Origin of the sequence: Hymenobacter guriensis, from assembly GCF_015773195.1 — a bacterium.
GTDB lineage: Bacteria > Bacteroidota > Bacteroidia > Cytophagales > Hymenobacteraceae > Hymenobacter > Hymenobacter guriensis.
The window spans coordinates 122,729-148,609 of the sequence record NZ_JADWYK010000009.1; the positions used below are offsets into that span (position 1 = coordinate 122,729).

General features: G+C 57.5%; 18 protein-coding genes and 1 other RNA gene. 16 read left to right on the forward strand and 3 right to left on the reverse strand.

Annotated elements, in window-relative coordinates; all coding sequences use genetic code 11:
- Window positions 1–236: 236 nt before the first annotated feature.
- The 3 genes from I5L79_RS15215 to I5L79_RS15225 all read left to right on the forward strand — a co-directional run bounded on the left by I5L79_RS15215 (window position 237) and on the right by I5L79_RS15225 (window position 6,048).
- Window positions 237–3,239, forward strand: a complete 3,003-nt coding sequence (locus I5L79_RS15215; RefSeq protein ID WP_196955920.1) for a SusC/RagA family TonB-linked outer membrane protein — start codon at window positions 237–239, stop codon at window positions 3,237–3,239.
- A gap of 12 nt (window positions 3,240–3,251) precedes the next feature.
- Window positions 3,252–4,844 (forward strand): RagB/SusD family nutrient uptake outer membrane protein, encoded by a 1,593-nt coding sequence (locus I5L79_RS15220; RefSeq protein WP_196955921.1) that lies wholly within the window; start codon window positions 3,252–3,254, stop codon window positions 4,842–4,844.
- A 109-nt stretch (window positions 4,845–4,953) separates the two neighbouring features.
- Entirely contained in the window at window positions 4,954–6,048 is a 1,095-nt protein-coding gene (locus tag I5L79_RS15225; RefSeq protein WP_196955922.1) for a SusE domain-containing protein, read from the forward strand.
- 266 nt (window positions 6,049–6,314) lie between these two features.
- Here I5L79_RS15225 and I5L79_RS15230 read toward each other — a convergent pair whose 3' ends face one another.
- Window positions 6,315–7,415 carry a T9SS type A sorting domain-containing protein gene (locus I5L79_RS15230; RefSeq protein WP_196955923.1) on the reverse strand — a complete coding sequence of 367 codons (1,101 nt, stop codon included), beginning with the start codon at window positions 7,413–7,415 and terminating at the stop codon, window positions 6,315–6,317.
- A gap of 254 nt (window positions 7,416–7,669) precedes the next feature.
- Between I5L79_RS15230 and I5L79_RS15235 the strand changes: the two genes are divergently transcribed.
- A complete protein-coding gene (locus I5L79_RS15235; RefSeq protein ID WP_196955924.1) occupies window positions 7,670–8,518 on the forward strand; it encodes an N-acetylglucosamine kinase in 849 nt (282 codons plus the stop codon).
- A 102-nt stretch (window positions 8,519–8,620) separates the two neighbouring features.
- Here I5L79_RS15235 and I5L79_RS15240 read toward each other — a convergent pair whose 3' ends face one another.
- Window positions 8,621–11,518: an alpha-amylase family glycosyl hydrolase gene (locus tag I5L79_RS15240; protein WP_231403128.1), complete on the reverse strand. Its 2,898-nt coding sequence runs from the start codon at window positions 11,516–11,518 to the stop codon at window positions 8,621–8,623.
- A 192-nt stretch (window positions 11,519–11,710) separates the two neighbouring features.
- Here I5L79_RS15240 and I5L79_RS15245 point away from each other — a divergent pair, with 192 nt between their 5' ends.
- From I5L79_RS15245 to I5L79_RS15295, 11 genes are all read left to right on the forward strand, one after another.
- The gene (locus tag I5L79_RS15245) at window positions 11,711–12,670 is read left to right on the forward strand and encodes a DUF2279 domain-containing protein (RefSeq protein ID WP_196955925.1); all 960 of its coding nucleotides are present in this window, start codon (window positions 11,711–11,713) and stop codon (window positions 12,668–12,670) included.
- A gap of 219 nt (window positions 12,671–12,889) precedes the next feature.
- On the forward strand, window positions 12,890–13,996 hold the full coding sequence (locus tag I5L79_RS15250) for a Smr/MutS family protein (protein ID WP_196955926.1): 1,107 nt from the start codon (window positions 12,890–12,892) through the stop codon (window positions 13,994–13,996).
- Window positions 13,997–14,426: 430 nt separating this feature from the next.
- Window positions 14,427–14,699, forward strand: a complete 273-nt coding sequence (locus tag I5L79_RS15255) for a hypothetical protein (RefSeq protein ID WP_196955927.1) — start codon at window positions 14,427–14,429, stop codon at window positions 14,697–14,699.
- Between the two features lie 71 nt (window positions 14,700–14,770).
- Window positions 14,771–15,316 (forward strand): hypothetical protein, encoded by a 546-nt coding sequence (locus tag I5L79_RS15260; RefSeq protein WP_196955928.1) that lies wholly within the window; start codon window positions 14,771–14,773, stop codon window positions 15,314–15,316.
- A 71-nt stretch (window positions 15,317–15,387) separates the two neighbouring features.
- Window positions 15,388–17,253 (forward strand): M1 family metallopeptidase, encoded by a 1,866-nt coding sequence (locus tag I5L79_RS15265; protein WP_196955929.1) that lies wholly within the window; start codon window positions 15,388–15,390, stop codon window positions 17,251–17,253.
- Between the two features lie 40 nt (window positions 17,254–17,293).
- Entirely contained in the window at window positions 17,294–17,719 is a 426-nt protein-coding gene (locus I5L79_RS15270; protein ID WP_196955930.1) for a hypothetical protein, read from the forward strand.
- A 38-nt stretch (window positions 17,720–17,757) separates the two neighbouring features.
- The gene (locus I5L79_RS15275) at window positions 17,758–18,156 is read left to right on the forward strand and encodes a hypothetical protein (protein WP_231403129.1); all 399 of its coding nucleotides are present in this window, start codon (window positions 17,758–17,760) and stop codon (window positions 18,154–18,156) included.
- A 52-nt stretch (window positions 18,157–18,208) separates the two neighbouring features.
- Window positions 18,209–18,672: RNase P RNA component class A (rnpB, locus tag I5L79_RS15280), an RNA gene on the forward strand.
- Window positions 18,673–18,758: 86 nt separating this feature from the next.
- Complete coding sequence (locus I5L79_RS15285; protein WP_196955932.1) at window positions 18,759–21,374, forward strand: cellulase family glycosylhydrolase; 2,616 nt, start codon at window positions 18,759–18,761, stop codon at window positions 21,372–21,374.
- A 113-nt stretch (window positions 21,375–21,487) separates the two neighbouring features.
- Window positions 21,488–22,666 carry a sigma-54-dependent transcriptional regulator gene (locus I5L79_RS15290; RefSeq protein ID WP_196955933.1) on the forward strand — a complete coding sequence of 393 codons (1,179 nt, stop codon included), beginning with the start codon at window positions 21,488–21,490 and terminating at the stop codon, window positions 22,664–22,666.
- Between the two features lie 203 nt (window positions 22,667–22,869).
- On the forward strand, window positions 22,870–24,120 hold the full coding sequence (locus I5L79_RS15295; RefSeq protein WP_196955934.1) for a S8 family serine peptidase: 1,251 nt from the start codon (window positions 22,870–22,872) through the stop codon (window positions 24,118–24,120).
- 72 nt (window positions 24,121–24,192) lie between these two features.
- On the opposite strand, the gene I5L79_RS15300 is transcribed toward I5L79_RS15295, so the two are convergent.
- Complete coding sequence (locus tag I5L79_RS15300; RefSeq protein WP_196955935.1) at window positions 24,193–25,197, reverse strand: acyl transferase; 1,005 nt, start codon at window positions 25,195–25,197, stop codon at window positions 24,193–24,195.
- Window positions 25,198–25,295: 98 nt separating this feature from the next.
- Between I5L79_RS15300 and I5L79_RS15305 the strand changes: the two genes are divergently transcribed.
- Window positions 25,296–25,856, forward strand: a complete 561-nt coding sequence (locus I5L79_RS15305; protein ID WP_196955936.1) for a hypothetical protein — start codon at window positions 25,296–25,298, stop codon at window positions 25,854–25,856.
- The last annotated feature ends 25 nt before the right edge of the window (window positions 25,857–25,881 follow it).

A 25,881-nucleotide genomic window follows, 5' to 3' on the forward strand; every position in this document is an offset into this window, starting at 1 on the left:
CGCAAAATAGACTTATTACAATACCGACTTACGGGCCACTCAGCATTGTTTTTCTTGTTTTCAAACGTTTAACTTGCAGAGAATATCCCCAATCCGGCATTCCTGGACGGCGGTATGAGCAGATGAACCAGAGCCGCTTTTGCCTTGAAATGTACTTTTTCTACGGCATCCCTGCCTCTCTCAACTCAGTGCAACTTCCCACAAGTTTTTCCCCTTACCTTCAACCAACCTTCTTAATGAAACACCCTTATCTGCCGAAACTGCTGTTTCTGCTTTTGTTTGTGTGTGCTGGTTTTACCAGTGCGCTAGCGCAAACCGGCTCCATAAGTGGCCGGATTGTGGACGAAAAAAGCCAGGGCATCCCCGGTGTGACCGTGCTAATTGAAGGCACCTCCCTGGGCACTTCCACCAACTCCGACGGTCAGTTCTCCATCCAGAACGTGCCCGCCGGTCCGCAAACGATTGTCGCATCGTTTGTTGGGTTCACCACTACCCGTCGTCCTGTCACGATAAGCGCCGGGCAGAACGCAACTCTGGACGTAAGCTTGTCCGAAAACACTACGCTGCTCAACGAGGCAGTGGTTATCGGCTACGGTACCCAGCGCCGGCAGGACCTGACGGGCGCCGTGGAGCAGATTTCCGAAAAGCAGTTCGTGAAAGGCCAGGTAACCAACCCCGAGCAGCTGATTCAGGGCAAAGTAGCCGGTCTGCAGGTAACCACCGGCGGTGGTGCGCCTGGCACGGGCTCATCTATCCGTATTCGCGGCGGCTCTTCGCTGAGCGCCAGCAACGACCCGCTGATCGTAATCGATGGTGTGCCCGTTGACAACCAGGGTATTTCTGGTGCTGCCAATCCCTTGTCGCTGATCAACCCCAACGACATCGAAAGTATTACGGTGCTGAAGGATGCATCCTCTACGGCCATCTACGGTTCCCGCGCTTCGAACGGCGTAATTCTGGTAACCACCAAGCGCGGCCTGCAGGGCGAAAAGCTAACGGTGAACGTAAGCTCGCAGAACTCTATTTCGGAAGCCGTTAAGTACATTGATGTGCTGAATGGCGCCGAGTACCGGGCACTGGTTAATTCCCGCGGCAATGCCCAGCAGAAAGCCCAGGTAGGCACGGCCAACACCGACTGGCAGAAGGAGATTTTCCGCACGGCCCAAACCACCGATAACAACGTAAGCATTGCCGGCTCGGCTGGCCCGGTTCCCTTCCGGGTGTCCGGCGGCTACCTCGACCAGGAAGGCCTGTTGATCAACAACGACCTGAAGCGCTACACCGGCTCGATCAGCCTCACGCCCGTGCTGCTGGACAGCAAGCTGCGCGTAACCCTAAACCTGAAAGGCTCCTGGATCGACAACAACTTCTCGGATGGTGGCGCAGTAGCCGCTGCCGTGTTCTACGATCCTACGCAGCCGGTGTACTCCAGCAACCCTTTGCTGGCTAAGTATGGCGGATACTACCAGAACCTGGATGTGAATGGCAACATCAACACCCTCTCGGGCCGCAATCCGGTGGGTCTGATCAACCAGCGCCGCGACCGGAGCACCGTAAAGCGCAGCATCGGCAACATCCAGCTCGACTACCGCCTGCCTTTCGTTGATGGCCTGAGTGCCAACCTGAACGTGGGCTACGACATTCAGCGCGGCCGTGGCTCGGTATACGTAGCACCCAACTCCGCTACGTTCGTGGGTGACCGTCTGGGCAAAGGCCAGAACAACCCCTACGCCGCCAACAACGACAACAAGCTGCTGGAAGCCTACCTTAAGTATGACAAGGAAATCGGAATTGGCCGCCTGGAACTGCTGGCGGGTCATTCCTACCAAGCCTTCGACTACAAAACATTTGTCTTTGATGACTTCACGGCCGCGGGCGAGGTATTCATCCCGGCTACGATGCCCATCAACGGCAAAGACTACACCGACCCGGGTTACCGCCTGCTGTCGTTCTATGGCCGCGCCAACTACAACATCAAGGATAAGTACCTGTTCACCGGTACTTTCCGGGCCGACGGCTCTTCCCGCTTCCCGGACAACAACCGCTGGGGCTACTTCCCGTCCGGTGCTTTTGCCTGGCGTATTAAAGGAGAAGACTTCCTGGCCAACAATTCGGTGGTGTCTGACCTGAAACTCCGCTTCGGCTACGGCCAGACGGGCCAGCAGGACCTGGGCACCAGTGTTGAAGGCTTGTATGGCTACCTGGCGCTGTATACGCCCAGCCAGAACACCGCTTCTTACCAGCTGGGTGACCGATTCTACACCACCAGCCGTCCTAGCTTCTACAACCTGCAGCGCAAGTGGGAAACCACGACAACCTACAACGTAGGTCTGGACTACGGCTTTATCGACAACCGCATTTCCGGCTCGGTAGACGTGTACCAGCGCGATACGAAAGACCTGCTGAACTTCATCGAAGTAGCTGCGCTGGCCAACCTGTCTAACGCTGGCAACTTCAACGTGGGCAGCATGACCAACAAAGGTGTGGAAGCCATTGTAAACGTAGACGTTCTGCGTGGCGAAAAGCTCAACTGGTCGCTGAACCTGAACGGCAACTACAACCAGAACGAAATTACGCGCCTTACGCTGGTGGAGTCGCCAAACTACATTGGCGTTCCTACCGGCGGTATTGGTGGCGGGGTTGGCAACAACATCCAGATCAACTCGGTAGGCTACCCGGCAAACTCCTTCTACGTGTATCAGCAGGTATACGGCACGGATGGCAAGCCGCTGGAAGGCGTGTACGTGGACCGCAACAAGGATGGCGTGGTAAACGGCTCGGACCGCTACCGCTACAAGTCGTCGCGGCCGAAGTACATCCTGGGCTTTGGCTCCAACCTGAGCTACGGCAAAGCCAGCCTGGCTTTCACGATGCGCTCCAGCCTCGACAACTACATGTACAACAACCTCCGCTCGGGCTCTACCTTCTCGGCCAACTCTACCGGCTTCCTGAGCAACGCCACGCACGAGGTTCTGAACTCGCAGTTCAGCACGGCCCAGTACTTCTCCGATTACTACATGGAGAATGCTTCGTACCTGCGCATGGAGAACATTACGCTGGGGTACAATGTGGGTAAAATTGCCCAGGACAAGGCGAACGTAAACCTCTCGCTGTCTGTTCAGAATGCGTTCGTTATCACCGATTACACCGGGCTTGACCCAGAGGTGTTCAACGGCATCGATAACTCCATCTACCCGCGCCCGCGCACGTTCACGCTTGGTCTGAACATCGGCTTCTAAAAATTCCCCTTCATGAAAAATAAATTCATACGCAGTGTAGCAGCCGCGCTGCTGACTGTTGCTCTTTCACCGCTTTCTTCGTGCGTGAATGAGCTGGATCAGTCTCCTTCTTACCAGGCCAACACCGAAACGGTATACCGCGACCCCGCCCAGATCCAGCAGGTATTGGCTCGTCTGTATGCCACGCTCGCAGTAAGCGGCCAGTCAGGTCCTTCTGGTCAACCGGATATTTCCGGTATCGATGAAGGTTTTTCCAACTACCTGCGTCAGTACTGGGGTGCGCAGGAGCTGACCACCGATGAAGCCATTATTGCCTGGAATGATGGCAACCTGCCCGACTACAACCGCTTGGCCTGGAACGCCGATAACGAATTCGTGCGGGCAATGTATGACCGTATCTTCTATCAGGTCTCGCTCTGCAATGAGTTTATCCGGCAAACTACGACGGCCAGGCTGAACGAGCGGGGTATTTCCGAAGAAAATCAGGCCACCATCCGCACGTACCGGGCTGAAGCGCGCTTCCTGCGTGCTCTGAGCTACTGGCATGCCATTGATATGTTCGGTAATGTTCCTTTCGCTACCGAAGAATCAACTGTTGGCAGCACGCCTCCGCCGCAACAGTCGCGCAAGTTCGTATTCGATTATATCGAGTCGGAGCTGAAAGCTATTGACGGTGAGTTGCTGGCGCCCAAAGCCGTGTATGCCCGCGCTGATAAAGCAGCGGCCTGGATGCTGCTTTCCAAGCTGTATCTGAATGCTCAGGTGTACACCGGCCAGGAGCGCAACAACGACGCCGCCATCTATGCGGCCAAAGTATTAGATGCCAATGCATTTGCTCTGGCACCCGATTACCAGAGCCTCTTTCTGGCCGACAACGATAAAACGGCTGCGCGCAACGAGGTAATCTTCCCCGTAACGTTTGATGGGCAGCGCACCCGCACGTTTGGGGGCATGACGTTCATTGTACATGCGGCCGTGGGTGGCAGCATGTCACCCGCCAGCTTTGGTCTAAACGGTGGCTGGGGCGGCAACCGGGCCAAGAAAAACCTGGTGGAGCTATTCCCTGGTGGTGCTACCAGCACCGATGACCGGGCCCTGTTTTACACGGCTGGCCAGAACCTGGAGATTAACGACATCTTTACTTTCACGGATGGCTTCGCCGTCACTAAGTTCAAGAACGTTACCTCCAACGGCGTACCAGGCTCCGACACGGAAGGCAACTTCCCCGACACCGACTTCCCCATGTTCCGCTTGGCCGACACGTACCTGATGTACGCCGAGGCAGTGCTGCGTGGCGGGGCTCCGGTAGCCGGCCGCACGCCCCTGGCAGCGGTGAATGCCGTACGTACCCGGGCTAATGCTGAGGCGCTGGCATCCGTTGACTTGGACGATATCCTCGACGAGCGGGGCCGCGAGCTGTATTGGGAAGGACACCGCCGCACCGACCTTATCCGCTTTGGCAAGTACACCACCGCCAGCTACGTATGGCCCTTCAAAGGGGGCGTGAAAGAAGGCCGTGGAGTAGAAGACTTCCGCGTACTCTTCCCGATTCCGACGACCGATCTGGTGGCGAATCCTAACCTGAAGCAAAACACGGGATACTAAGCCTAAAAATTAGCTGGCAGATGCCGGGGCTAAGATGAACTCTTAAGCTGCCCGTAGCATTTGCCAGCTAACTTGGCTTACCTGTTTCTCACCTCTTTCAAAAAACAATATGAAACTCTGGCTTACCCAAATACTCGGGCTGTGCGCAGGTGTACTGCTTCTTTCCTCCTGCGAGAAAGATGAAGTGCGCGTAGTTGCTCAACCCGGCACTGCCGCCGCGCTTACGGCTTCAACGGCCACCGTTGACCTGGCTGAAAACAAGGCAGCCGAAAGTGCCGTCACCTTTTCCTGGACGCCGGTGAACTACGGCTACGAAGGCCAGGTGGTGACCTACGAGCTGCAGCTTGACAAGAAGGGCAACAAATTCGCCAAGCCCCAGCTGTATGCCGTTGGCTCGGCCATGAAAAAGACCTTTACGGTAGCTGAGCTGAACACGCTTATGCTGGAGCTGGGCTTGCCGGCCGACGCGACTGCGGAAATCGAAGCCCGCATTAAGACGTCCCTGGGCACAACGGGCTCCGCCACGTCCATGACGCGCTATTCGGCGGTGTCGACGGTAAGCGGCACTCCTTACAGCGCGGGTGAAGTTGTTATTCCTTATCCTTCGGTTTACATCCCGGGCGCACACCAGGGCTGGGACCCCGCTTCCGCTCCGAAAGCTGCTTCGGTTGCGGATAACAAGGTATACGAGGGATATGTAAACTTCCCCACGGCCAACAACGAGTTCAAATTCACGGCTGCTCCCAACTGGGACCTCGCGTACGGCGACGACGGCTCGGCCGCTACCACGGGTGGCACCACTACGGGCAAGCTTTCCACCACTCCTGGTGGTCCTAACCTGAAGGTTCCTGCTGCCGGCTATTACCTGCTGAAGGCTGACCTGAACACGCAGACCTGGAGCGCAACCCGCACAGAGTGGGGCATCATTGGCTCGGCAACTGCCAAAGGCTGGGACGGTGACACGCCCATGACCTACGACGAGGCCAACAAGGTCTGGACGGTAACGACCGACCTGAAGGGTGGTCAGGCCATGAAGTTCCGCGCCAATGGCAACTGGGACATCAACTTTGGCGACAATGAGCCCGATAAAATCCTCGAATATGGAGGTAAGGATATCGTGGTGAAAGATGATGGTAACTACACCGTTACGCTGAACCTGAAAAATGGCGCCGGCAACTACACCTACAAGATTCGTCAGAACTAGTTTCTGAGCTGACTTTTCCAAGCAAAAAGCGCTACCCGATTGGGTGGCGCTTTTTGTTTTTACGCCAGCTTGATCTGCCAACTCACAGGCAGCTTTTCATTACGCCGGGTAAAGCCGGCTTCCGCCAGGGACATATTGCTTGGTTCTTTTCCGGTTTCCCCGCCTGTTTGTGCTGCTGACTTAATACCCCGAATACATTACTCAGAAAACAAAAAAGGGAAGGCCGATTAGCCCTCCCTTTTTGCGGCGAAATGGATTCCGGTGCGCTACAGAATAACCACTTTCTGGCTGGTCAACTGGTCACCAACCCGCAGCTTTACGAGGTAGGTTCCAGCTTTCAGATCGGTGAGGGCCACGGACTGCGTGCCCGACTGCTTAGCTGCTGCCAGGGTGCGCATCCGCTGCCCCATCAGGTTGTATACTTCCAGCACCACGTCGTTCTGGCCGGTTACCTTGTAACGGATATTGGCTTTGTAGGCGGGATTGGGATATACCTGGAAATCAAGCTCCCGGGCCACGGCACCCCGGTTTGCGGTAGCCACCATCACCGTGTAGCTAATAGACTGCGTACCGGGCAGGGTTGAGAAATCAGGATTCGTAGCAAAGTTTCCTTCGTTGTTGGTCCCGATGGGCGCGGTCTGCGGCGCGGTATTGCCAGGTACAGCAGGCAGCACATCGGAAGAGAAATAGCCCCCGTCGCCGTTGTTCTGGGCAGCAAACAGTTGAATAACGTCATTGTCGGCAATACCCAGATCGGCTTTATCCAGCTCGATTTCCCAGGCGGCCGTGCCACCAGCGGCGGTATGCGCCGTGAGGGTATTGAGGTTGGTGAAAGCCATGCGGGTTTTACCAAAACCGCCCGTGGTGCCATCAGCCACGGTAGCGGCCGTACCGACATTCAGCAGGTCACCGGTCTTCTGGTCGGTGGCTTTTCCATCTGCCAGCTTGGTGTAGTCGATGATGCTGCCGGCGGAAGACGTAGCGCCACCTTTTACGCCAAAGGCGTAATCTACCTCCATGTCCATCTTGGCCATGTTCTTCTCAAAGGAGGTACCGGTAGTATTGCTGGCTGCCAGCGCCTGCCCGGCCGCAATACCGGTTTTGCCGGGCAGATTCAGGTAGATCTGCAGGGAGTTGCCATTGGTTTCCAGGGCAGCCGTCAGGGCAATGTACAGCTTGGTGGCCGTGGTTTTCACGTACAGTGCGCCAATGCCATGATCACCAAAGCCATGGACGGTGCTGGTATTTTCCCCAATCTTGGTATAGCCTTCAGCCGGAAGCACTTGTCCATCCAGCGTTTGCGCCTGAGCAGAGAAGGAAGCCGCGGAAAGCAACCCCAGGGTTGCGAGGGTAAGGATTTTTTTCATGAGAAAATGTGAAGTGGGTAAGGAAAAGGGGAATATGGTGGATGTAAGCGCCCCAAACTGCCGTAGCAGCCTGTTTTGTTCGTTTAATATACAGCCATACGCTCTTTAGGTTAGTGGGTTGAGTTCAAATAATCAAAAAAAAGGATTCCGGTGGTGGTGGCTTACTTCCCTCAACAGCCTTGTGCGTGCTGTATTGGATTAGGCTACTATCTTTACCTCCCCCTAACATCTGCACATCTTCCAACTCTTCTTCTATGATCATCATTGCCGACGGCGGCTCGACGAAAACCAACTGGTGCCTGCTTGACAACGAGGGTAACAAAATCTACTTCAACACGGAAGGCTACAACCCGTACTTTATCGACACGGCCGGTATTGTGGCCTCGCTGGAGAAGAGCCTGCCCGATACGTTGCCCCGGCAGGAAGTAAGCGAGCTGTACTACTACGGCGCCGGCTGCTCGGTTCCGGAGAAGGTGGAAACGGTGGCCAAGGCCATGCGCCAGGTGTTCAACGGCTCGCGCGTGTACGTGGGCCACGATCTGCTGGCCGCCGCCCGCGCCCTGCTGGGTCGCGACATGGGCTTTGCCGCCATCCTGGGCACGGGCACCAACTCCTGCATCTACAACGGGCAGGATGTGGAGCTGAACATCGACTCGCTGGGCTATTTCCTCGGCGACGAAGGCAGTGGCTCCTATATCGGCAAGCGCCTGCTCCGCGACTATATGCGCGGCTACCTGCCCGATGGCCTGCAGGAAGCTTTCCGCGCGCAGTATGAGCTGACCAACGAGGAAATCTTCGACCGGCTTTACAACCAGCCGCTGCCCAACCGCTTTCTGGCTTCGTTCAGCAAGTTTGCCTACGACCACAACAACATCAGCTACTGCCGCGAGATTGTGCTGGACGGCTTCGAGGCATTTTTCCGCAACCTGGTGGCCCATTACCCCAGCTACCAGAACTACTCCTTCAACTGCGTGGGCTCGGTGGGCTACAACTTCCGCGACGCGCTGGAGCAGGTAGCCAAGAGCTACGGCATGGAAGTAGGCAAGATCATCCGCTCCCCCATCGACGACCTGGTACACTACCACACCGTACTGACGCGGTAAGTGGCTTCCAGCGGGCACCTTGCTTGTTCTGCTGACGGTCTATAAAGAAAAAGGCCTCTTCACTTGCGTGAAGAGGCCTTTTTAGTGGAGCAATTGCCCGACTTAGTGCTGAACCATGAGGCGGGTGGTGGCTACTTTACCGGCCGCCTGCAGGCGCACGATGTAGACGCCGTTGGCCAAGTCCTGTACCGGAATGGTCAACTCATGGGCGCCGGTGGCCTGCTTGGTAGCAGCGGGCACGGTGCGCACCGTAGCGCCCAGCACGTTCACTACGCTCACCGAAACCGGAGTGGCCTGAGGCAGCGTGTACTTCAGGCGTACGGCCGAGCCGGCCGGGTTGGGAGCCGCCGTGAAGCTCAACGCCAGGGCTGCGCGCTCCGTGGTCGTGGGCAGCACGGTGCCGCTTGGCACAGCTATTTTCTTCGACAAATACACGCGGTACTCGCCGGGCTGCAGGGTGAGCTGCTTGTTCACGTCGGCGGCGGCTACGGTGAGGGAAGTGCCGTCGAGGTAGTTGTACCAGGTTCCGGCCGCTTGGAACTCAGGGCTCACGGTTTTGGCTATCACGTCGAAGTTGCCCAGCACCGTCATGCTCAGGCTGGCGTCGCTGAGGTGAATGGTTTTCACCGCGCCGGAAGCGTTCTGCGCGAAGGTGGCGCTGGTATTTTCGAATACGGGCTGGCTGGTGCGCAGCGTAATCAGGCTGCGGTACACATCGTAGAGGTGGCGGCGGTTAGGGTTGTCGTAGTACTCATCCAGCACGGGCTTGTTGCTCAGCTTGCAGCTTTGATCCACACCGTATTTTTTTGGATCAGTGCCATCGTCACCTGGATAGTTACCGCCGGGGCACATAAAGATGCCTTTATCATAACCTACTTCGCCAAACTGCCAGATCATGCGGGGGCCGGGCACCAGGAAGAAGAAGGCGCCGGCCGTTTCCATGCGGCTCAGGGCCGTGTTCAGGTTTTTCACCGAGTAGGTGCCCGAGGCGTTGCCGAAGCGCAGGTTCTTATACATGAGCCGGTCTTCGTCGTGGCTTTCCATGTAGGTCACCAGGTTTGGCTCCGTAAAGCCACGCTGCTTGTAGTACCCCCAGCTTACATCCGACTTGTTGCCGTCGTTGTAGCCCATGGTGGCCTCGTTGTAGTTGCTGGTCATCTTTCCCCACAGCATCAGGCCGGCTGCTGCCAGGGCCTTGGCTTCGTCGTTGGCTACAAAAGTTTCCAGAATGGCGTAAGAGCCTGGGCTGGCGGCCTGCTGGGCGGCGTAGTAGTCCTTCCAGATGTTCACGCGCGACTGGTCGAACACTGACTCGTAGGTCTGCTCTGTCTTCTGCACCTGGCTGAAACCACCAGCCAGATCGTAGCGGTAGCCGTCGATGTGGTATTCATCAAACCAGTGCTTGATAACCTGCTTGCTGAAGTAGCGGGTGTACTCGCTTTCGTGGTTGAAGTCAGTACCTACGTTGTAGGGGTGCGTAGCCACGGCGTTAAACCAGGGGCTGTTGCTGCTGTACAGCTGCACCATGGGGCTCTGGCCGAAAGAGTGGTTGAGCACCATATCAAGCACCACGGCAATGCCGCGTTTGTGAGCCTCATCAACGAGCTTTTTCAGGTCGTTCTTGGTGCCGTAGTACTTGTCGGGGGCGAAGTAGAACGAGGGGTTGTAGCCCCAGCTTTCGTTGCCTTCAAACTCGTTCACGGGCATCAGCTCCAGCACGTTGATGCCGAGGCGCTTGAGGTAGTCCAAGGAGTCGGTTACGGTTTTGTAGTCATGCTTCACCACGAAGTCGCGGATCAGCAGCTCGTACACGACCATATCCAGCTTGCTGGGACGCTCGAAGTTGGTGACCTGCCAGTTGTAGGCGGGCTCGTTCGACTGCAGCACCGATACAATGCCCGTGGTTTTACCGGTGGGGTAGGCCTTCAGGTTGGGGTAGGTAGCAGCCGTAATGTACTGGTCGTTGTTGGGGTCCAGCACTTTTTCGGTGTAGGGGTCAGCCACGCGCAGGCCGTCTACCTGGAACTGGTAGGCGTATTCCTGGCCGGGCGTGAGGCCATCAATCTGCACCCACCAGCGGGTATTCACGTCGTCGGTGGCGCTGGTTTTCTTGAGCTGGTACTGCAGGCCAGGCTGCCAGTTGTTGAACTCGCCAACGACGTACACGGCCGTTTTGCCCGGGGCCGTGAGCGTGAGAATAGCCGATTTGCCGTCGTTCAGGTAGGTTACCCCGTCTTTCTTGGCGCCAGCCGGAAGGGCAGCCACAGTAGCGGCCGGGCTGGCGAAGATGGTAATTTCATCAGTAGCCGTGGTGGTACCGCTGGTAGCCGTGAGCTTGAGCACGTTGTTGCCGGCCTGCGTCAGGGTCACTTCTTTGCTGAGCGTGGTGGCATTGGTCTGATAATCAACCTGCGCGCCGTTGAGCGTAAGTGTAAGCGAAGAGGCGGCCGAAGCCGTACCCGTCACCGTTACCTTCGTATTCTGGTTGACGAACTGCGTAACGCCCGTAGTAGTAGGCCCGGTAATGCGCACCGACAGCGCTGACGTTTGCGCTACATCGACAAAAATATCCTTGCCCCCCGTGTTGCGGCCCGACTTGGTGCCGTCGGCACTGCGGAACAGCATGGCCAGCTTCATGATTTTCTCGCCGGCGGCTACCTTGTCGTAGTAGGTGCGCGGGGTGAAGGTGATGGTGTACAGGTTGGGATTGGAGGCGCTGCGCGTCATCTTCTCCTTGGCAATGGGCGGCGTCCAGGAGGTGCCTACCACGGCTTTCCAGTCGGAGTCACTCGTGCTCTTGTCGGTGATAACGCCCGTCCAGATGTACACGTCGCCGGTGAAATCTTTCAGGCCGGCGTCGCCTTTGGTGGCGTCGAAGGTGAGCGTAACCGGCGTGGTTTCGGTGAAGAATACCGGGTCGGCAGTAACTACCTGGGCGTAGGCAGCCGGCATACCAGCCAGCGCTACTGCCCAGAGCAGTAGAAGTCGAAGTGCTTTCATGGGAATTGGTAAGGGGTGAAAAAAATGCAAGATGCTAACCGGCGTAGATACCGAAAACAGCGAAAATTCGTTGATTTAGCCGGGGAAATTCTCTTAAAGTTACATCCGCACCAGCCGCATAACCAAGCCACAGGATGCTTTTGTCGTAGTTTTGTTGAGGCACTTTTCCCGGTGTCTGGTTGTCGCGCTGCTATGCTGTGGGTTATCCGCGTTTTCTGGTTGGGGCTGCTGCTTGTGGGCGGGCGGCCTGCCTTTGCGCAGGTGCCCCGCGCCCAGCCCGACACACTCACGCTAAGGGCAACCGCCGCCACACCGCCACAGTTCCCGCCTCCCTCCGACTCCAGCCTCCTCAGCCGCCGCCTGCCCATACTGGCCAGTGGCCTGGCCGTTTCTTACACCGGCACGCTTTACTTGCTGAGCAAAAGCTGGTACACCGGCGCGCGGGTGCCGCTGCATTGGTTTGATGACGCCCGCGAGTGGAAACAGCTGGATAAAGCCGGCCACTTCTGGGGCGCGTTCCACGAAAGCCGGGGTGCCGTGGACATGCTGCGCTGGGCCGGCGTGCCCGAGCGGCGGGCCTTGTGGTACGGGGGCTTCGTGGGGTTTCTGCTGCAAAGCCCCATTGAACTGCTCGACGGGCGCGACCCGGCCTACGGCGCTTCGGCCCCCGACCTGGCGGCCAACTTCCTGGGCTCGGCGGGCCTTATCGGGCAGCAGCTGGCCTGGGGCGAGGTGCGCATCATGCCCAAATATTCGTTTCACACCACCCGCTACGCAGCGCTGCGCCCCAACGTGCTGGGCAAAAGTCTGGGCGAGCAGCACCTGAAGGACTACAATGGCCAGACCTACTGGCTGTGCGTGGACGTGGGTGCCTGGCTGCCGGCTTCCTCGCGCTGGCCCCGCTGGCTGCAGCCGGCCCTGGGCTACGGGGCCCAGCAGATGGTGTACAACGACCCGAAGGCCAACGCCGCCCTCGGTCTGCACCCCTACCGGCAGTACTATCTCAGCCTCGACGTGGACCTGCGGCGCATTCCCACCCGCAGCAAGCTGCTTAAGCGCGTGTTCTACGTAGCCAGCATCTTCCACCTGCCCGCCCCGGCCCTGGAGTTCAACCGCCAGCGCGGCGTGGTTGTGCGCGGGCTTTATTATTAAGTTGCCAGTTGATAGTTGGTTTGTTGCCTGAAGCAGGAACAACTATAAATTCACAACCATCAACTGCAGCGGCCCTGGTAGAAGATGGTTGGCGGCCAGGGGAGCGGGCAGTCTTAGCTGCCGTTTTTCCCTTTTCATTGGCGACCTTTGCTGCCTGCGCCTGGGATACTGAACGTCAAAACTACGTACTCAGGAAAAACAGCGCTAATCCCCCAGTATATGAACGTAGGAGACCGAGTACGCCTGCTCACCGGGCGCGAGGAAGGCATCATCACCCGCCTGCTCGACAACGACCTGGTAGAAGTAGCCATTGATAACGACTTCACCATTCCGGTGTTGCGCCGCGAGGTAGTGGTAGTAGCCGCCGAAGAAACCAAAGCTTTTGGCCAAAGCGCCGCCTCAGTCGCGGCCGAGAAAAAAGCCGCCGCCAGCGGGGCCGCCCAAGCGGCTAAAGCTGCCGGAGTGTCTGCCTCGCCCGCCGCTGCTCAAAAAGCCAACAGTCCTGCCCCGCTGCCGGCCGCCAAAAATGCCGCACCGGTGGTACAAAAGGGTGTATATCTGGCCCTCACCCACCAGTCGCCGGAGCTGCTGGCGGTGCAGCTCGTGAACCACACCGACCAGGAAGTGCTCTATACCTTCGGGGAGGAGCGCAACGGCCAGTACCGCGCCCTGGGCGCCGATAAGCTGGCGGCCAAGGCGGCCAGCGTGCCCCTAGGCTACTGGCACCTCAAGGATTTCGACCAGTGGCCGGCCTTGGTAGCGCAGCTGCTGCCCTACAAGCTCAACGGCAACACGGCCTACGAGCTGCTCACCAAGCGCCTGCAGTTCAAGGCGGCCAGCTTCTACACCAGCCGCCAGCCTAATGTGCCGGTGCTTCAGCGCGAGGCCTACCTGTTTCAGCTCGATGAAAAGCCGGCGCCGCCCGCCGTTATTGCCCCCGAGAAGCTGGCCGAAACCCTGAAGGCCCAGCTCACCGGCAATGCCCCGGCCAAGCCCGCCGCCATTGCGCCCGCGCCGGAGCCCGCCAAAGCCATTACGGCCCCACCCCACGAAGTGGATCTGCACCTGGAAGCTTTGCGCCCCGAAGGCGCCGAGGGCCTCAGCAACACGGCCATTCTCAAGCTCCAACTCGATGCCTTCGAGGACACCTTGAGCCGCGCCCTGGCCACTAACATGCACGAAATCGTGTTCATCCACGGCTCCGGCAACGGCACCCTGCGCAAAGAACTGCACAAGCTCCTGAGCCGCAACCGCGACATCAAGTTTTTCGAGGACTCCAAGAAGGAGAAGTTCGGCTACGGCGCCACGCTGGTACGGCTAAAGTAAAACGTACAAACCGGCTGTCCTGCTGAGCAGTGTGAAGGACCTTGTCACGTTTGGCTGATGTCGTTAGAACGATTTCGTCTAAGCGTAACAAGGTCCTTTATGCTGTTAATTCGATTACTTATAGTCCATTCTTAATACGTGCACATTGGCGCATTTCAGGCTACTTTTAGTTCTATCGTGCCCATTCTGGCTGAGCAGTTGTGCTCATAGCCTCTCACGCCCTTTGGGCATTGACTGTCTAACGCCTGACAAATTACATCTAAACACTATTCAGCTTCGACGGATTAAACGCTTTGTTGCAGTTGAGAATCAGGATAAACGGCATGAATCTGCCATTAGTAAAAAGCGGAATTTTAGAAGGCGGATTAGCTACAAAATAAGACGTCTTAAGGGCTATAACCCGCGCAATTTTTGCTATCTACCACTAGTGGTGAACAAGCAGGGCTGTGGCCTTTACAGCATCCACCGAGGAGTATCTGCCCATGAGGGAGAAACATATTTCATCAAAGGGCAACAGAAAATTACGCCGCTATCCATTAGCAAGATCTGGGTAGGTCTGGAAGATGAAGACTTCGCGAACAGTTTGATCCTACAAAAGAGAACGAGTACGGTTTTCGACAAAGCCTTCAGGCGGCATTCGGGCGAATTCAGTGACAGCCTGCAACAGCGCATCCGCCACTACTTCGAACTCAGCAAAAACTAGCCCTAGCGCAACCATTCCAGGCCATACTGGTACTTTGCACCACCCAGGATATTAGGTGTTTTTCAGTTGCTATGGCGGTATCAAACACTAAAAACTACTTACTTACCCTACTAGGCGGCCTGATTTGTAGCTTCGGAACGGCTTGTTCCAACAATTCACTTTATGCCGTCAAAAAGGCTTCTGTGGTGCCTGATGAAGCGGGCAGCAAGCATTTTCGCAACAAGCCCCGCCAGGAGTATGTGTTCATTAATGACTCCTGCGTCTGTCAGCGCAACCTGTTCTCGCAGTTTGCCGCGCAATTTCGGGCTGCGCATCCTGGCCCACCGTTGCATAAGCCGTTTGCCTCCGTTTTAGGGGTGAAGGCACTGGTTCAACTGAGCCCGTGTTCGGGCCTATACTATTTCTATAACCTTCGCATCCTTCAGGCCAAGTGGCGCGGCAATCCTGTGTTCGATCATGATGTGTTCGTTGTGCGGGGCAGTTCACTTACTTTTTTCACCAAGGACAGTATCCAAAATCACCGGCTAGTCAAATCACTACGGAGCCAAGCCTTATTCGACAGCCTGAAAAATTACCCTGGCGTACTTTCCACCGGCAAAGTTTTCATCCATTACTGATTTCCAGCCAAGCCCCAGCGCAACCATTCCGGGCCGTACGGGTACTTTGCGGCAGCAACTCATTCCGCCGCATGAAACTCCCCCTACTGCTCGCCGCTTCTCTTCTCTCCTTCTCGGCCCTGGCCCAGCAGCCGCTGCCGGTGCCGCGCAACCTGCAGGCCACCTACGCCAAAGGCACCCGCGCCGAAAACGGCCAGCCCGGTCCCAACTACTGGCAAAACTCCGCCGACTACACGCTCAAAGTCAGCTTCGACCCGACCAGCCGGCGCGTGGCGGGCACCGCCCAGATTTCCTATCACAACCAAAGCCCCGATTCGCTACGGCAGCTCCTGTTCAAAATCTACCCCAACTACTACCAGCAGGGCGCGCCCCGGGCCGGCCGCATCAGCCCCGAAGACCTTACGGAGGGGATGAAGATTGAGGCCCTGAGCATCAACGGACAGGCAGTGGACGTGGCCAAGCTGCGTCCCGATGCTACCAACATGTTCGTGCCCATGCCGCGCACCCTGGGCGCGAAGCAGACGGTCCAGATCAGCGTGACCTACAGCTACACGCTCAACAAAGGCTCCCACATGCGCACCGGGGAGATTGAGCCCGGCGCCGACTTCGTGGCCTATTTCTTTCCGCGCGTGGCCGTGTACGACGACATCGACGGCTGGAACCGCCACCCCTACATCGGCTCCCAGGAGTTCTACAACGACTTGGCCAACTTCTCGGCCGACATTACCGTGCCCCGCAACTTTGTCGTGTGGGCCACCGGCGACCTGACCAACGCCGACGCGGTACTGACCAAAAAGTACGTGAAGCGCCTCCGCGACGCGGAAAAGAAGGACGCCATTACCAGCATCATCACCGAAGCCGACCTCAAGAAGCAGGACATAACGGCCCCGAACGCGCAGAACACCTGGCACTTTGAGGCCAAAAACGTGACGGATTTCGTGTTTGCCACCGCCGACCATTACGTGTGGCAGTCGAGCAGCCTGGTGGTGGACCCTGCCACCAAGCGCCGCACCCGCGTGGATGCCGTGTACAATACCAGGCACAAGGACTATGAGGAGGTAATTCATTTCGCCCGCAAAACGGTGGAGGCTATGAGCTACAACTTCCCCAAGTGGCCCTTCCCCTACTCGCACGAAACCATCTTCGACGGCCTCGACCAGATGGAGTACCCAATGATGGTGAACGACAACCCGGTGGAAAGCCGCCAGGATGCCATTACGCTCACCGACCACGAGATTTTCCACACGATGTTCCCGTTCTATATGGGCATCAACGAAACCAAGTACGCCTGGATGGATGAGGGCTGGGCCACCATTGGCGAGTGGCTGATTTCCAAGCAGATTGACCCGACGCTGGATGATGACTACGGCGTGGCCCCCTACGCTCAGAACGCCGCCACCGAGTCGGACCTGCCCATCATGACCTTGACGACCCAGCAGAACGGGTTACCCTTCTTCCTGAACTCCTACCCCAAGCCGGCTTTCGGCTACCTCTACGTGAAGGATTTGTTGGGGGACGAGCTGTTCACGAAGGCTCTGCACACCTACATCCGCAACTGGAACGGCAAGCACCCCATGCCCTACGACTTCTTCAACTCGATGAACGCCGGGGCGGGCCGCAACCTCAACTGGTTCTGGCAGCGCTGGTTTTTCGACGACGGCTACCCCGACCTGGCCATTCAGAACGTGGCCAAAACCGCCACCGGCTACGACGTGACCGTGGAAGCCAAAGGCACCAAGCCCGTGCCCGTGTACCTCACCATCACCTACCAGGACAATTCCACCCAGCAACTGCACCGCACCATCGAAGTCTGGGAAACCGGCGCCCGCACCGTAACGGTGCCCGTGCCCACCACCAAAGCCGTGAAGCAGGTGAAGCTCGGTGCCACCTTAGTGCCCGACAGCTACCCGAAGGATAACGTATGGGAAGGGAAGTAAATCAGTACCTTTTCAACTCTATCCGACCTATTCCTTGAGTATGCGCTTCTCGATTAATCTTTTACTTGTGTTTATGCTGTTGACGCTGGCAGCAGGAGAAGCAATGGCCTGCAAATGCAGCATTAAGGCCCGTGAATTCAACCATGCGGTTAAGGCTAGCTCGTTGGTTTTCCTCGGAAAGCTGGTCGAAATAAGCCAGGTTTACGATTCACCAATCTTTTTCAGCGCTACTTACAAGTTCGTTCCTTTAAAAACCTGGCGAGGTGAGTCAGCCGATACTCTAATGCTGCAGACAGGCAGTAATTGTAACATTCGCCTACAGGCGGGCAGCACTTATGTCCTCTACATAAATCCAGGCACAGAGCTAACTAATTGTCACCGCATTATTAGCCAGAATCTCCAGGCTGAAATTAAGAAGTTGGACAAGTACTTTGTAAAGCCTCGTCCTTTGCAAAAGCATCCTTGAGCAACAATTCATAAGGCCAAAACCAGAAGCACTGTACCTTGGGCATACTAGTTCTGCTTGTGTTTCTACCAAGCCTGGTGGTTTGGGTTCTGGCAGTTTATGCCACCATCGGGAATTTGCCGCTTGGTTCCGGGGAAGTTCTTGGGGGTATAAGCTTAGCTGTTCTGGGGCTGGTCGGGCCTTTGCTCAGGTGGAAAATCAAAGGCCAACTATATGCGCTGAGTCCGCCCTTCGTTTACCTGATTTTTTCCGTTATTCTTCCCTATTGTCTGGGGCAACTGCTATCCGTAATCAGCCCACACGGCTTTGTACTGGCAGCAGCGCAAGCACTTCATCTGGCAGTAGCCATTGTACTTCCCGTGGTGTGCGGCTACTTTTTTCTGGCGCCTGAGAAATTCAGCGTCCCTAACTTATTGCGCATCAAAACTTATCATTAGCCCGCGTCACTAACGCATAAGTAGTCTTATGCTTTGCCTATCTTTGCCCGCAGTGATGGGTCGCCCCACCGCGGCGCCAAACGCAAGAATGGTGACGAGGAAAGTCCGGGCAACGCAGAGCACCCTGCTTCCTAACGGGAAGGACCGGGCGGCGTAAAGCTTCCCGGGACAGCCAGTGCCACAGAAAAGTACCGCCGGACGGTGATTTAGCGAATTAGTGAGTTGTCGTTCTGAAAAACTCACCAAATCACTAAGTCGCTAACTCACCTTTGGTAAGGGTGAAAAGGTGCGGTAAGAGCGCACCAGCGGCTGGGTGACCAGTCCGGCTGGGTAAACCTCAGGGGTTGAAAGACCAAATAAGCTGGCACGCCGGCCCTTTAGGGGGCGGGCACCGGGCGGCTCGTCCGGCGCCAGCGGGTAGGTTGATGGAGCCTTTCCGCGAGGACTGGCCTAGATAAATGGTGGGGCCGCAGCTTCGGCAGCGGACAAAACCCGGCTTACAGACTCATCACCGGCTTCGGGCGGCCGCCGCATCTTCGGGTGCGGCGGCCGCTTTTGTGTTTGCGTAGTGTTACTTCGCGGTTCCCTTACTTCTACAGTATATGTCTGGTGTCTTTTCTTTCCTCCTCCGGGGCCGGGCCATGCTGCTCGGGCTGCTTTTTTTGGCGGGCATCGGGCCGGCCCAGGCCCAGAAGCCGCTGCCCAAAACCGACGTGTACATCGATAAAGGCGGGGTGCTGCGCTGGCAGGGCAGCCGCGAGGAAGTGGCACTTTTCGGGGTGAACTATACCGCACCGTTTGCTTATTCCTACCGCGCCCACCAGCGGCTGGGCGTGCCGCTGGAGCAGGCCATCGACCAGGATGTGTACCACCTTTCGCGCCTGGGCATCGACGCCTTTCGGGTGCACGTGTGGGACGTGGAAATTACCGATACTGTGGGCAACCTGCTGGCTAATGAGCACCTGCGCCTGCTCGACTACTTGGTGCAGCGCCTCAAGCAGCGGCGCATCAAAATCATTCTCACGCCCATTGCTTACTGGGGCAATGGCTACCCCGAGCCCGACACGGCCCAGACGGGCTTTTCGGCCATCTACCCCAAGGGCCGCGCCTACAACAACCCGCGCGCGGTGCAAGCCCAGGAAAACTACCTCAAGCAATTTCTGAATCACCGCAACCAGTACACCGGCCAGCTCAACCGCGAAGACCCCGACATCATTGCCTACGAGGTGTGCAACGAGCCGCACTACCGTCAGCCCGAGGCGGAGGTAAGCCAGTTTGTGGAGCGGATGGTGGCGGCCATGCGCTCCACCGGCTACCGCAAGCCCATCTTCTACAACATTGCCGAAAGTCCGGCCGTTGCCAATGCCATTTTGAGCAGCCCGGTCCAGGGCTTTACGTTTCAGTGGTACCCCTCGGCGCTGGTGGGCGGCCATGCCCAGTGGGGCAACCTGCTCCCGCTCGTAAATCAATACCCGATTCCGTACGCTCAAGACCCGCGCTTCAGCGGCAAGCCGCGCCTAGTGTACGAGTTCGAGTCGGCCGATATCCTGCAGCCCATTATGTACCCGATGATGGCCCGCAGCTTCCGCTCGGCAGGCTTCCAGTGGGCTACCCAGTTTGCCTACGACCCGCTGGCCATAGCCTACGCCAACACCGAGTACCAGACGCACTACCTTAACCTGGCCTACACGCCCGCCAAAGCCCTCAGCCTGCTCATTGCCGGCAAGGTTTTCCGGCAGCTGAAGCGCGGTCAGTCGTTTGGTGCTTTCCCCCAGGATTCCACGTTCGGCAACTTCCGCGTGAGCTATCGAGCCGGCGTGAGCGAGCTGAATACGCCCGAGGAGTTTTACTACACCAGCTCTACCACCACCCAGCCGCACAAGCCCGCCGCCCTGCGCCGCGTGGCCGGCACCGGCTCCTCGCCCATCGTGCACTACGAAGGCACCGGTGCCTACTTCCTCGACCAGCTGACCAGCGGGGTATGGCGGCTGGAGCTAATGCCAGATGCCCTTGAGGTGCGGGACCCATTTGCAACTACGTCCCTTCGTCAGTCTGTTACGCGCATTGCCTGGAACACCCAACCCCTGCGCCTTACTCTGCCCGGTTTAGGGGCTGATTTTACGGTGCGCGGCCTGAACGCAGGCAATAACTTCCAAGGGCAGGCTACAGATGGCACCGTGCGCCTGCAGCCGGGCGTGTACCTGATTGCGGCGCGCGGCAAAAACACGACTACAATCACCGCCCGAACCACGCTGGGTGCTATTCAGCTGGGTGAGTTCGTGGCACCCGCAGCTTCTACCCTACCGGCTCAGGTGCTGCACACGGCACCTACGCAGCTGGTTGCTGGCCAGCCGGCTCTGCTGCGCGCCACCGTAGCCGGGGCCGGGGAAACTGATTCGCTATTTCTGGTGGCACAGCACTTCTATGGCCGCACGCGCTCCATCCCTATGCGCCGCAACACACTTACCTCGGCTGAAGCTACCGTTCCGGCGGAGTTGCTCTACCCAGGTCTATTACGGTACGCTATTGTATTGAAACGCCCAGATGGAAAGTCAACCACTTTTCCCGGCGGCTTCGCGGGTAGCGCACTGGCCTGGGACTACGCCCCACAGGACCGCTGGGAAACGCTCATCGTGGCGCCTGGCACGGCACTACCTCTTTTCCGGGCCGCCCAGGACCGGCAGCAGGTAGAAACTGGCGGCGTGAATGGCGCCGGCTGGTCCGATTACGTGAGCACCAGCACAGGCCAACTGGCCCTTCGGCTGCTGCAGGCCCCGCCAGCGGCCGCGCCCATTCCGTTTGCCGATGCCAAGGCCCCGGTGGCGTTTCTGCGCGCCTACTTCGGCGATCGGCTGGCAGCCCGCGCCAATGAAGCCGGTAAATTCACCGAAGTGGTCGTGCGAGGCCAGCGCGGCGCCGGAGCAGGCCGGGTGCGCCTGGTGCTGACGTCGCGGGATGCGGCGGCCTACGTGGCCGAGGTGGAGCTCGGAACCGGGCTGCAGGACGTGCGCGTGCCACTCACCGCTTTCCGACCGGGGCCGCAGATGCTGTTGCCACGTCCCTACCCCAGCTTTTTGCCGCTGACGTTCCAGACATCCGGTGCGGCGGCTTTGCCGGTTGCGCATCTGGAGGTGTTGCAGGTGTTGCTGGAACCCGCCGCAGCTCCCGCCAGCTCCGACCGGCCATCCGTTGATATTGAATCCGTGTACCTGCGCTGAGCTGCTGAGCCGGGCCTACTTTATCTCGACGGCGCGGTTTTCGGCATGCCGGTCGTCCATTTGCGGCGGGCTTTTCGTTTCTTTGACTTTCTTCCCTTGCCTTGTACCAGCCTATGCCCCGCATTCTGATTATTGACGACGAACGTGCCATCCGCAATACCCTCAAGGAGATTCTGGAGTACGAAAGCTACCAGGTAGACCAGGCCGAGGATGGCCCCACCGGCCTCGATATGCTCATCAAGGATAAATACGACGTGGTGCTCTGCGACGTGAAAATGCCCAAGATGGATGGTATTGAGGTGTTGGAGCGCGCCCGCATTGTAGCTCCCGATGCGGCTTTCATCATGGTATCGGCGCACGGCAACGTGGAAATGGCCGTGGATGCCACCAAGAAAGGCGCCTACGATTTCCTGCAGAAGCCGCCGGACCTGAACCGCCTGCTTGTGACGGTGCGCAATGCCCTCGACCGTACTAAGCTGGCTTCCGAAACCACCAAGCTGGCTTCCGAGAACAAGACGCTCAAGAAAAAGCTGGCCAAGAACTCGGAAATGGTGGGCGACTCGGCCGCGCTGGGGGCCGTGCGCAAAGCCATTGAGAAAGTAGCCCCCACCGATGCCCGCGTGCTCATCACCGGGCCCAACGGCGCGGGCAAAGAAATGGTAGCCCGCCAACTCCACGAACTCAGCAACCGCGCCGGCGGCCCCATGGTGGAAGTAAACTGTGCCGCCATTCCCTCAGAGCTGATTGAGTCGGAGCTGTTCGGGCACGAGAAAGGCTCGTTTACCTCGGCCGTGAAACAGCGCATCGGCAAGTTTGAGCAGGCCGACGGCGGCACGCTTTTCCTCGACGAAATCGGTGATATGAGCCTCTCGGCCCAGGCCAAGGTGCTGCGCGCCCTGCAGGAAAACAAGATTACCCGCGTGGGTGGCGAAAAGGAAATTTCGGTGAACGTGCGCGTGCTGGCGGCCACCAACAAGGACCTGCTTCAGGAAATAGCCGAACGCAACTTCCGCGAAGACCTCTACCACCGCCTGTCCGTTATCCTGATTCAGGTGCCCGCGCTCAACGACCGGCGCGAGGACATTCCGGCGCTTATCGAGAAATTTCTGAAGGACATTGCCCAGGACTACGGCAACAAGCCCAAGAAGATTGACGACGCGGCGCTGGCTTACCTGCAGGGCCTCGACTGGCGCGGCAACATCCGGGAGCTGCGCAACGTGGTGGAGCGTCTCGTGATTATGAGCGACGACACCATTTCCGAGGCCGATGCCCGCGCGTTTGCGGGCAAGTAAAGACTTGTTATTCTGGCAACGAAAGCCGCCCTATACGGGCGGCTTTTTTATTTGGTTACGCCTTTTTTGAAAAAATGTGAACCATAGAGAAGTTACTATTGTCTATAAGGCAAGCAACCGGTAGTCAACTTTATCAAACGGATAAAGCTGCCGCCGGCCCAGACTGCTGCTGAGTTGTCTTTTATCCACGTAACCCATTACGCATGATGAATCTCGTTCAGAATTTTCGCTTCAGTGCTCTGTGTGCTGCCGTTGTAGGTTCTTCTTTGTTGGCCAGCTGCGCCAAAGACTCTATTACCGCCAACGACCCCACCCCTGCTACCGGCCTTAATTCCTCTTCCAGCGTTTCTGGTCAGGCTGCCGGTAAGTATATCGTAGTACTGAAAGACGAAAGTGTAAATCTGAGCGATGCTGGCACTGAGGATAGCAACGATGAGCGTACGGAAGCGCGCTTTGCTGCCCGCAGTGCAAAAGTACGCGACGTTGCCCAGGGCGTACTTCGGCAGCGTGGCCTGCGCTCCGAGCAGGTAGGTCGCACATATAACCGTGCCCTGAAAGGCTTCTCCGCTGACCTGACCAAGGCTGAAGCCGCCGATCTGGCCCAGGATTCCCGCGTAGCCTACGTAGAGTTCGATCAGCCTATGTCGATTGAGCAGACTACGGCTACCACCACTACCGCTTCAACCCAGGTGATTCAGTATGGCGTGAAGCGGGTAGGCTATGGCAGCGGCGTAGGCAAAACGGTGTGGATTCTGGACACCGGTGTTGACCTCACGCACCCCGACCTGACCGTCGATAAAACCCGAAGCCGCACGTTCTACCCCATTGGCGATGATGCGCTGTCGGCTAATGACCTGAATGGCCACGGCACGCACGTTGCTGGTATCATTGCCGCCAAGAACAATACGGTGGGTGTTATGGGAGTAGCTGCCGGGGCCAATGTGGTAGCCGTGAAAGTAATGAATGCCACGGGCAGTAGCTCTTCCTCAGTGGTTATTGCCGGCCTCGACTATGTAGCCGCTAACGCCAAAGCCGGGGATGTAGTGAATATGAGCCTAGGTGGTGGAATTTCACAGTCCCTTGATGATGCTGTTATTCGGGTAGCCAACAAGGGGGTGCTGTTCGCCATTGCAGCCGGCAACGATGCCAAAAACGTAACGATGCACTCGCCGGCCCGGGTGAATCACGCTAATGTATTCACCGTCACGGCTATGAACAACCTTGATTCCTGGGCTTCCTTCTCCTGCTTCGGCAGCCCCACCGTTGACTACTGCATGCCTGGCGTAGCTATCAAATCAACCTACAAAGCCGGTGGCTACGCGGCCATGAGTGGCACTTCCATGGCCGCTCCGCATATGGCCGGCGTGCTCCTAATGCGCGGCAAAGCCTTTACCCGCAGCGGCAACGTGAAGCTGGACCCCGACGGCACTGCCGACCGCATTGCTCACCTGTAAGCTTTATTTGTTACTAGAATTGCTTTTTAGAAAATCGGCTTCCCACTATGGGAAGCCGATTATTTTTTTTTCCTAGCCGGCCAGTTGGTTGCAGCCGCGGATATCAGAGTTATCAAGTCGGCCTAGTACCTCAAACGAGCCATCCGGGTGCATGCGGGCCAAGTCCTTCGTTTCAATGAAGGCGCAGCTGTCTACATTGGCCAGGTCGATGACGTTTATGGCTCCGGTGGTTAAGCTGGCTGACACGGCGAACGGGTCGCTGGGGTCGCGCAGCAACACTTGCAGCTGAGGCGGAGCATGGAAGCGCCCATCGCCAAAGCTATAAGCTTGGCTGAGCAGTTCCGTCATACCATATTCGGAGTGAATGCTAGCGGGGCCAAAAGCGGCTTGCAATTCCTGATGCAGCTCCTCCCGGATCATTTCGCGGCGGCGGCCCTTCATGCCACCGGTTTCGAGCACCGTAAGGCCCTGCAGCGCGGGGTTGCAGGCGTAGGTGGCGGCAAAATCCAGGAGCGCATAGCTGACACCGATTAGCAGGATACGCCGGTTGCTGGTTTGCCGGGCTTGCTCAATGGCCGAAAGCAGGGCGGCGTGGTCGTGCAGGAAAAAGGCGCTTTGCTGCTGGCCCGAAACCTGCGCAAAATGCTCTACCATGGCTACCAAAGAGGACTCTCCCTGCTCCAGGTAAGACGGCAGCAGAGCCAGAATCGTCCACCCGGTCAGCGGGCCGTAGTAACGCTCGAAGATTTCGGCTGCGTGTCGGCGGTACAACTGTGAGTCGCGCACGTGGTGGCGGCTGCGCTGCTGCCGGGTGGTGCCGCTGCTCAAAAACACCTCCTGCGGCTGCCAATCATTAGGGTCGGTGCGCACCTCTTGGGTCTTGAAAAACTCAATGGGCAGAAACGGAATTTCCTCCAGGTGCGCTATCTGGTCCGGCCTGCAGCCCAGCGCCTGCAGGTAGGCCGCGTACGGCGGGCAGTGGCGCGCCTGGTACCGGAACAGTTGCAACGCAGCCTGTGAGGCGGTGGTGGCGGTAAGGGCAGAAAGCTGGCGCAGGTGCTCGTCGCGGAAACTCATTGGGCCTTGGTAAGGTTTACGTAATGGCACAACAAAGGTCTGCTGGCTTCGTTGAGAATCCGTACCTTTTGCCGCTCACTTCAGGCCTTTTTCTGCATATGTTTTCTACGCGTACGTTTTGGCAAACCGCGGGCCAGCTGGGGCTGGTTCTAAGCATCAGCCTGTTCGTGGCTTCCTGCATTTCGCCCCCCGAATACCCCGATACGCCCAGCATTGAATTCAAGAATATCAATTCTGTGCGGGTGGTGGATGGTGATGGAACGCGGGATGTGGTAACTATCACCTTGGCCTTCAAGGATGGCACGGGTGACTTGGGTTTGGATTCCTTGGATATCAAGGCCGCACCTTTTTTACCAAAAAACGCGGATGGCACGCCCAACAGGTACTTCAATAATTACTTCGTCAAGATTTTTCGTAAGGATAAGGCTACAGGCGTTTTTCGGTCACTTAATGTTGAGCCGCAGTACGACAGCCGCTTCGACCACTTGGCCCCGTCTGATAAAGCCGCCCCAATTAAGGGGGACCTGCGTTTCACCCTCAATCTGCAGTACGGATTTACCTTCCGCAAGGGAGATGAAATTCGATTCGAAATAGCCATTGCCGACCGTGGCCTCCGGGAAAGCAACACCATCACCACTGATTCCATTATCATCCCCTGAAATCAGGAAAGGAAGATAAAAAGGG

What these genes read in the sequence shown, in the direction of transcription:
- I5L79_RS15215 (WP_196955920.1), top strand. Translation starts at nt 237, where the DNA reads ATGAAACACCCTTATCTGCCGAAACTGCTGTTTCTGCTTTTGTTTGTG.
- I5L79_RS15220 (WP_196955921.1), top strand. Translation starts at nt 3,252, where the DNA reads ATGAAAAATAAATTCATACGCAGTGTAGCAGCCGCGCTGCTGACTGTT.
- I5L79_RS15225 (WP_196955922.1), top strand. Translation starts at nt 4,954, where the DNA reads ATGAAACTCTGGCTTACCCAAATACTCGGGCTGTGCGCAGGTGTACTG.
- I5L79_RS15230 (WP_196955923.1), bottom strand. Translation starts at nt 7,415, where the DNA reads ATGAAAAAAATCCTTACCCTCGCAACCCTGGGGTTGCTTTCCGCGGCT.
- I5L79_RS15235 (WP_196955924.1), top strand. Translation starts at nt 7,670, where the DNA reads ATGATCATCATTGCCGACGGCGGCTCGACGAAAACCAACTGGTGCCTG.
- I5L79_RS15240 (WP_231403128.1), bottom strand. Translation starts at nt 11,518, where the DNA reads ATGAAAGCACTTCGACTTCTACTGCTCTGGGCAGTAGCGCTGGCTGGT.
- I5L79_RS15245 (WP_196955925.1), top strand. Translation starts at nt 11,711, where the DNA reads ATGCTGTGGGTTATCCGCGTTTTCTGGTTGGGGCTGCTGCTTGTGGGC.
- I5L79_RS15250 (WP_196955926.1), top strand. Translation starts at nt 12,890, where the DNA reads ATGAACGTAGGAGACCGAGTACGCCTGCTCACCGGGCGCGAGGAAGGC.
- I5L79_RS15260 (WP_196955928.1), top strand. Translation starts at nt 14,771, where the DNA reads ATGGCGGTATCAAACACTAAAAACTACTTACTTACCCTACTAGGCGGC.
- I5L79_RS15265 (WP_196955929.1), top strand. Translation starts at nt 15,388, where the DNA reads ATGAAACTCCCCCTACTGCTCGCCGCTTCTCTTCTCTCCTTCTCGGCC.
- I5L79_RS15270 (WP_196955930.1), top strand. Translation starts at nt 17,294, where the DNA reads ATGCGCTTCTCGATTAATCTTTTACTTGTGTTTATGCTGTTGACGCTG.
- I5L79_RS15285 (WP_196955932.1), top strand. Translation starts at nt 18,759, where the DNA reads ATGTCTGGTGTCTTTTCTTTCCTCCTCCGGGGCCGGGCCATGCTGCTC.
- I5L79_RS15290 (WP_196955933.1), top strand. Translation starts at nt 21,488, where the DNA reads ATGCCCCGCATTCTGATTATTGACGACGAACGTGCCATCCGCAATACC.
- I5L79_RS15295 (WP_196955934.1), top strand. Translation starts at nt 22,870, where the DNA reads ATGATGAATCTCGTTCAGAATTTTCGCTTCAGTGCTCTGTGTGCTGCC.
- I5L79_RS15300 (WP_196955935.1), bottom strand. Translation starts at nt 25,197, where the DNA reads ATGAGTTTCCGCGACGAGCACCTGCGCCAGCTTTCTGCCCTTACCGCC.
- I5L79_RS15305 (WP_196955936.1), top strand. Translation starts at nt 25,296, where the DNA reads ATGTTTTCTACGCGTACGTTTTGGCAAACCGCGGGCCAGCTGGGGCTG.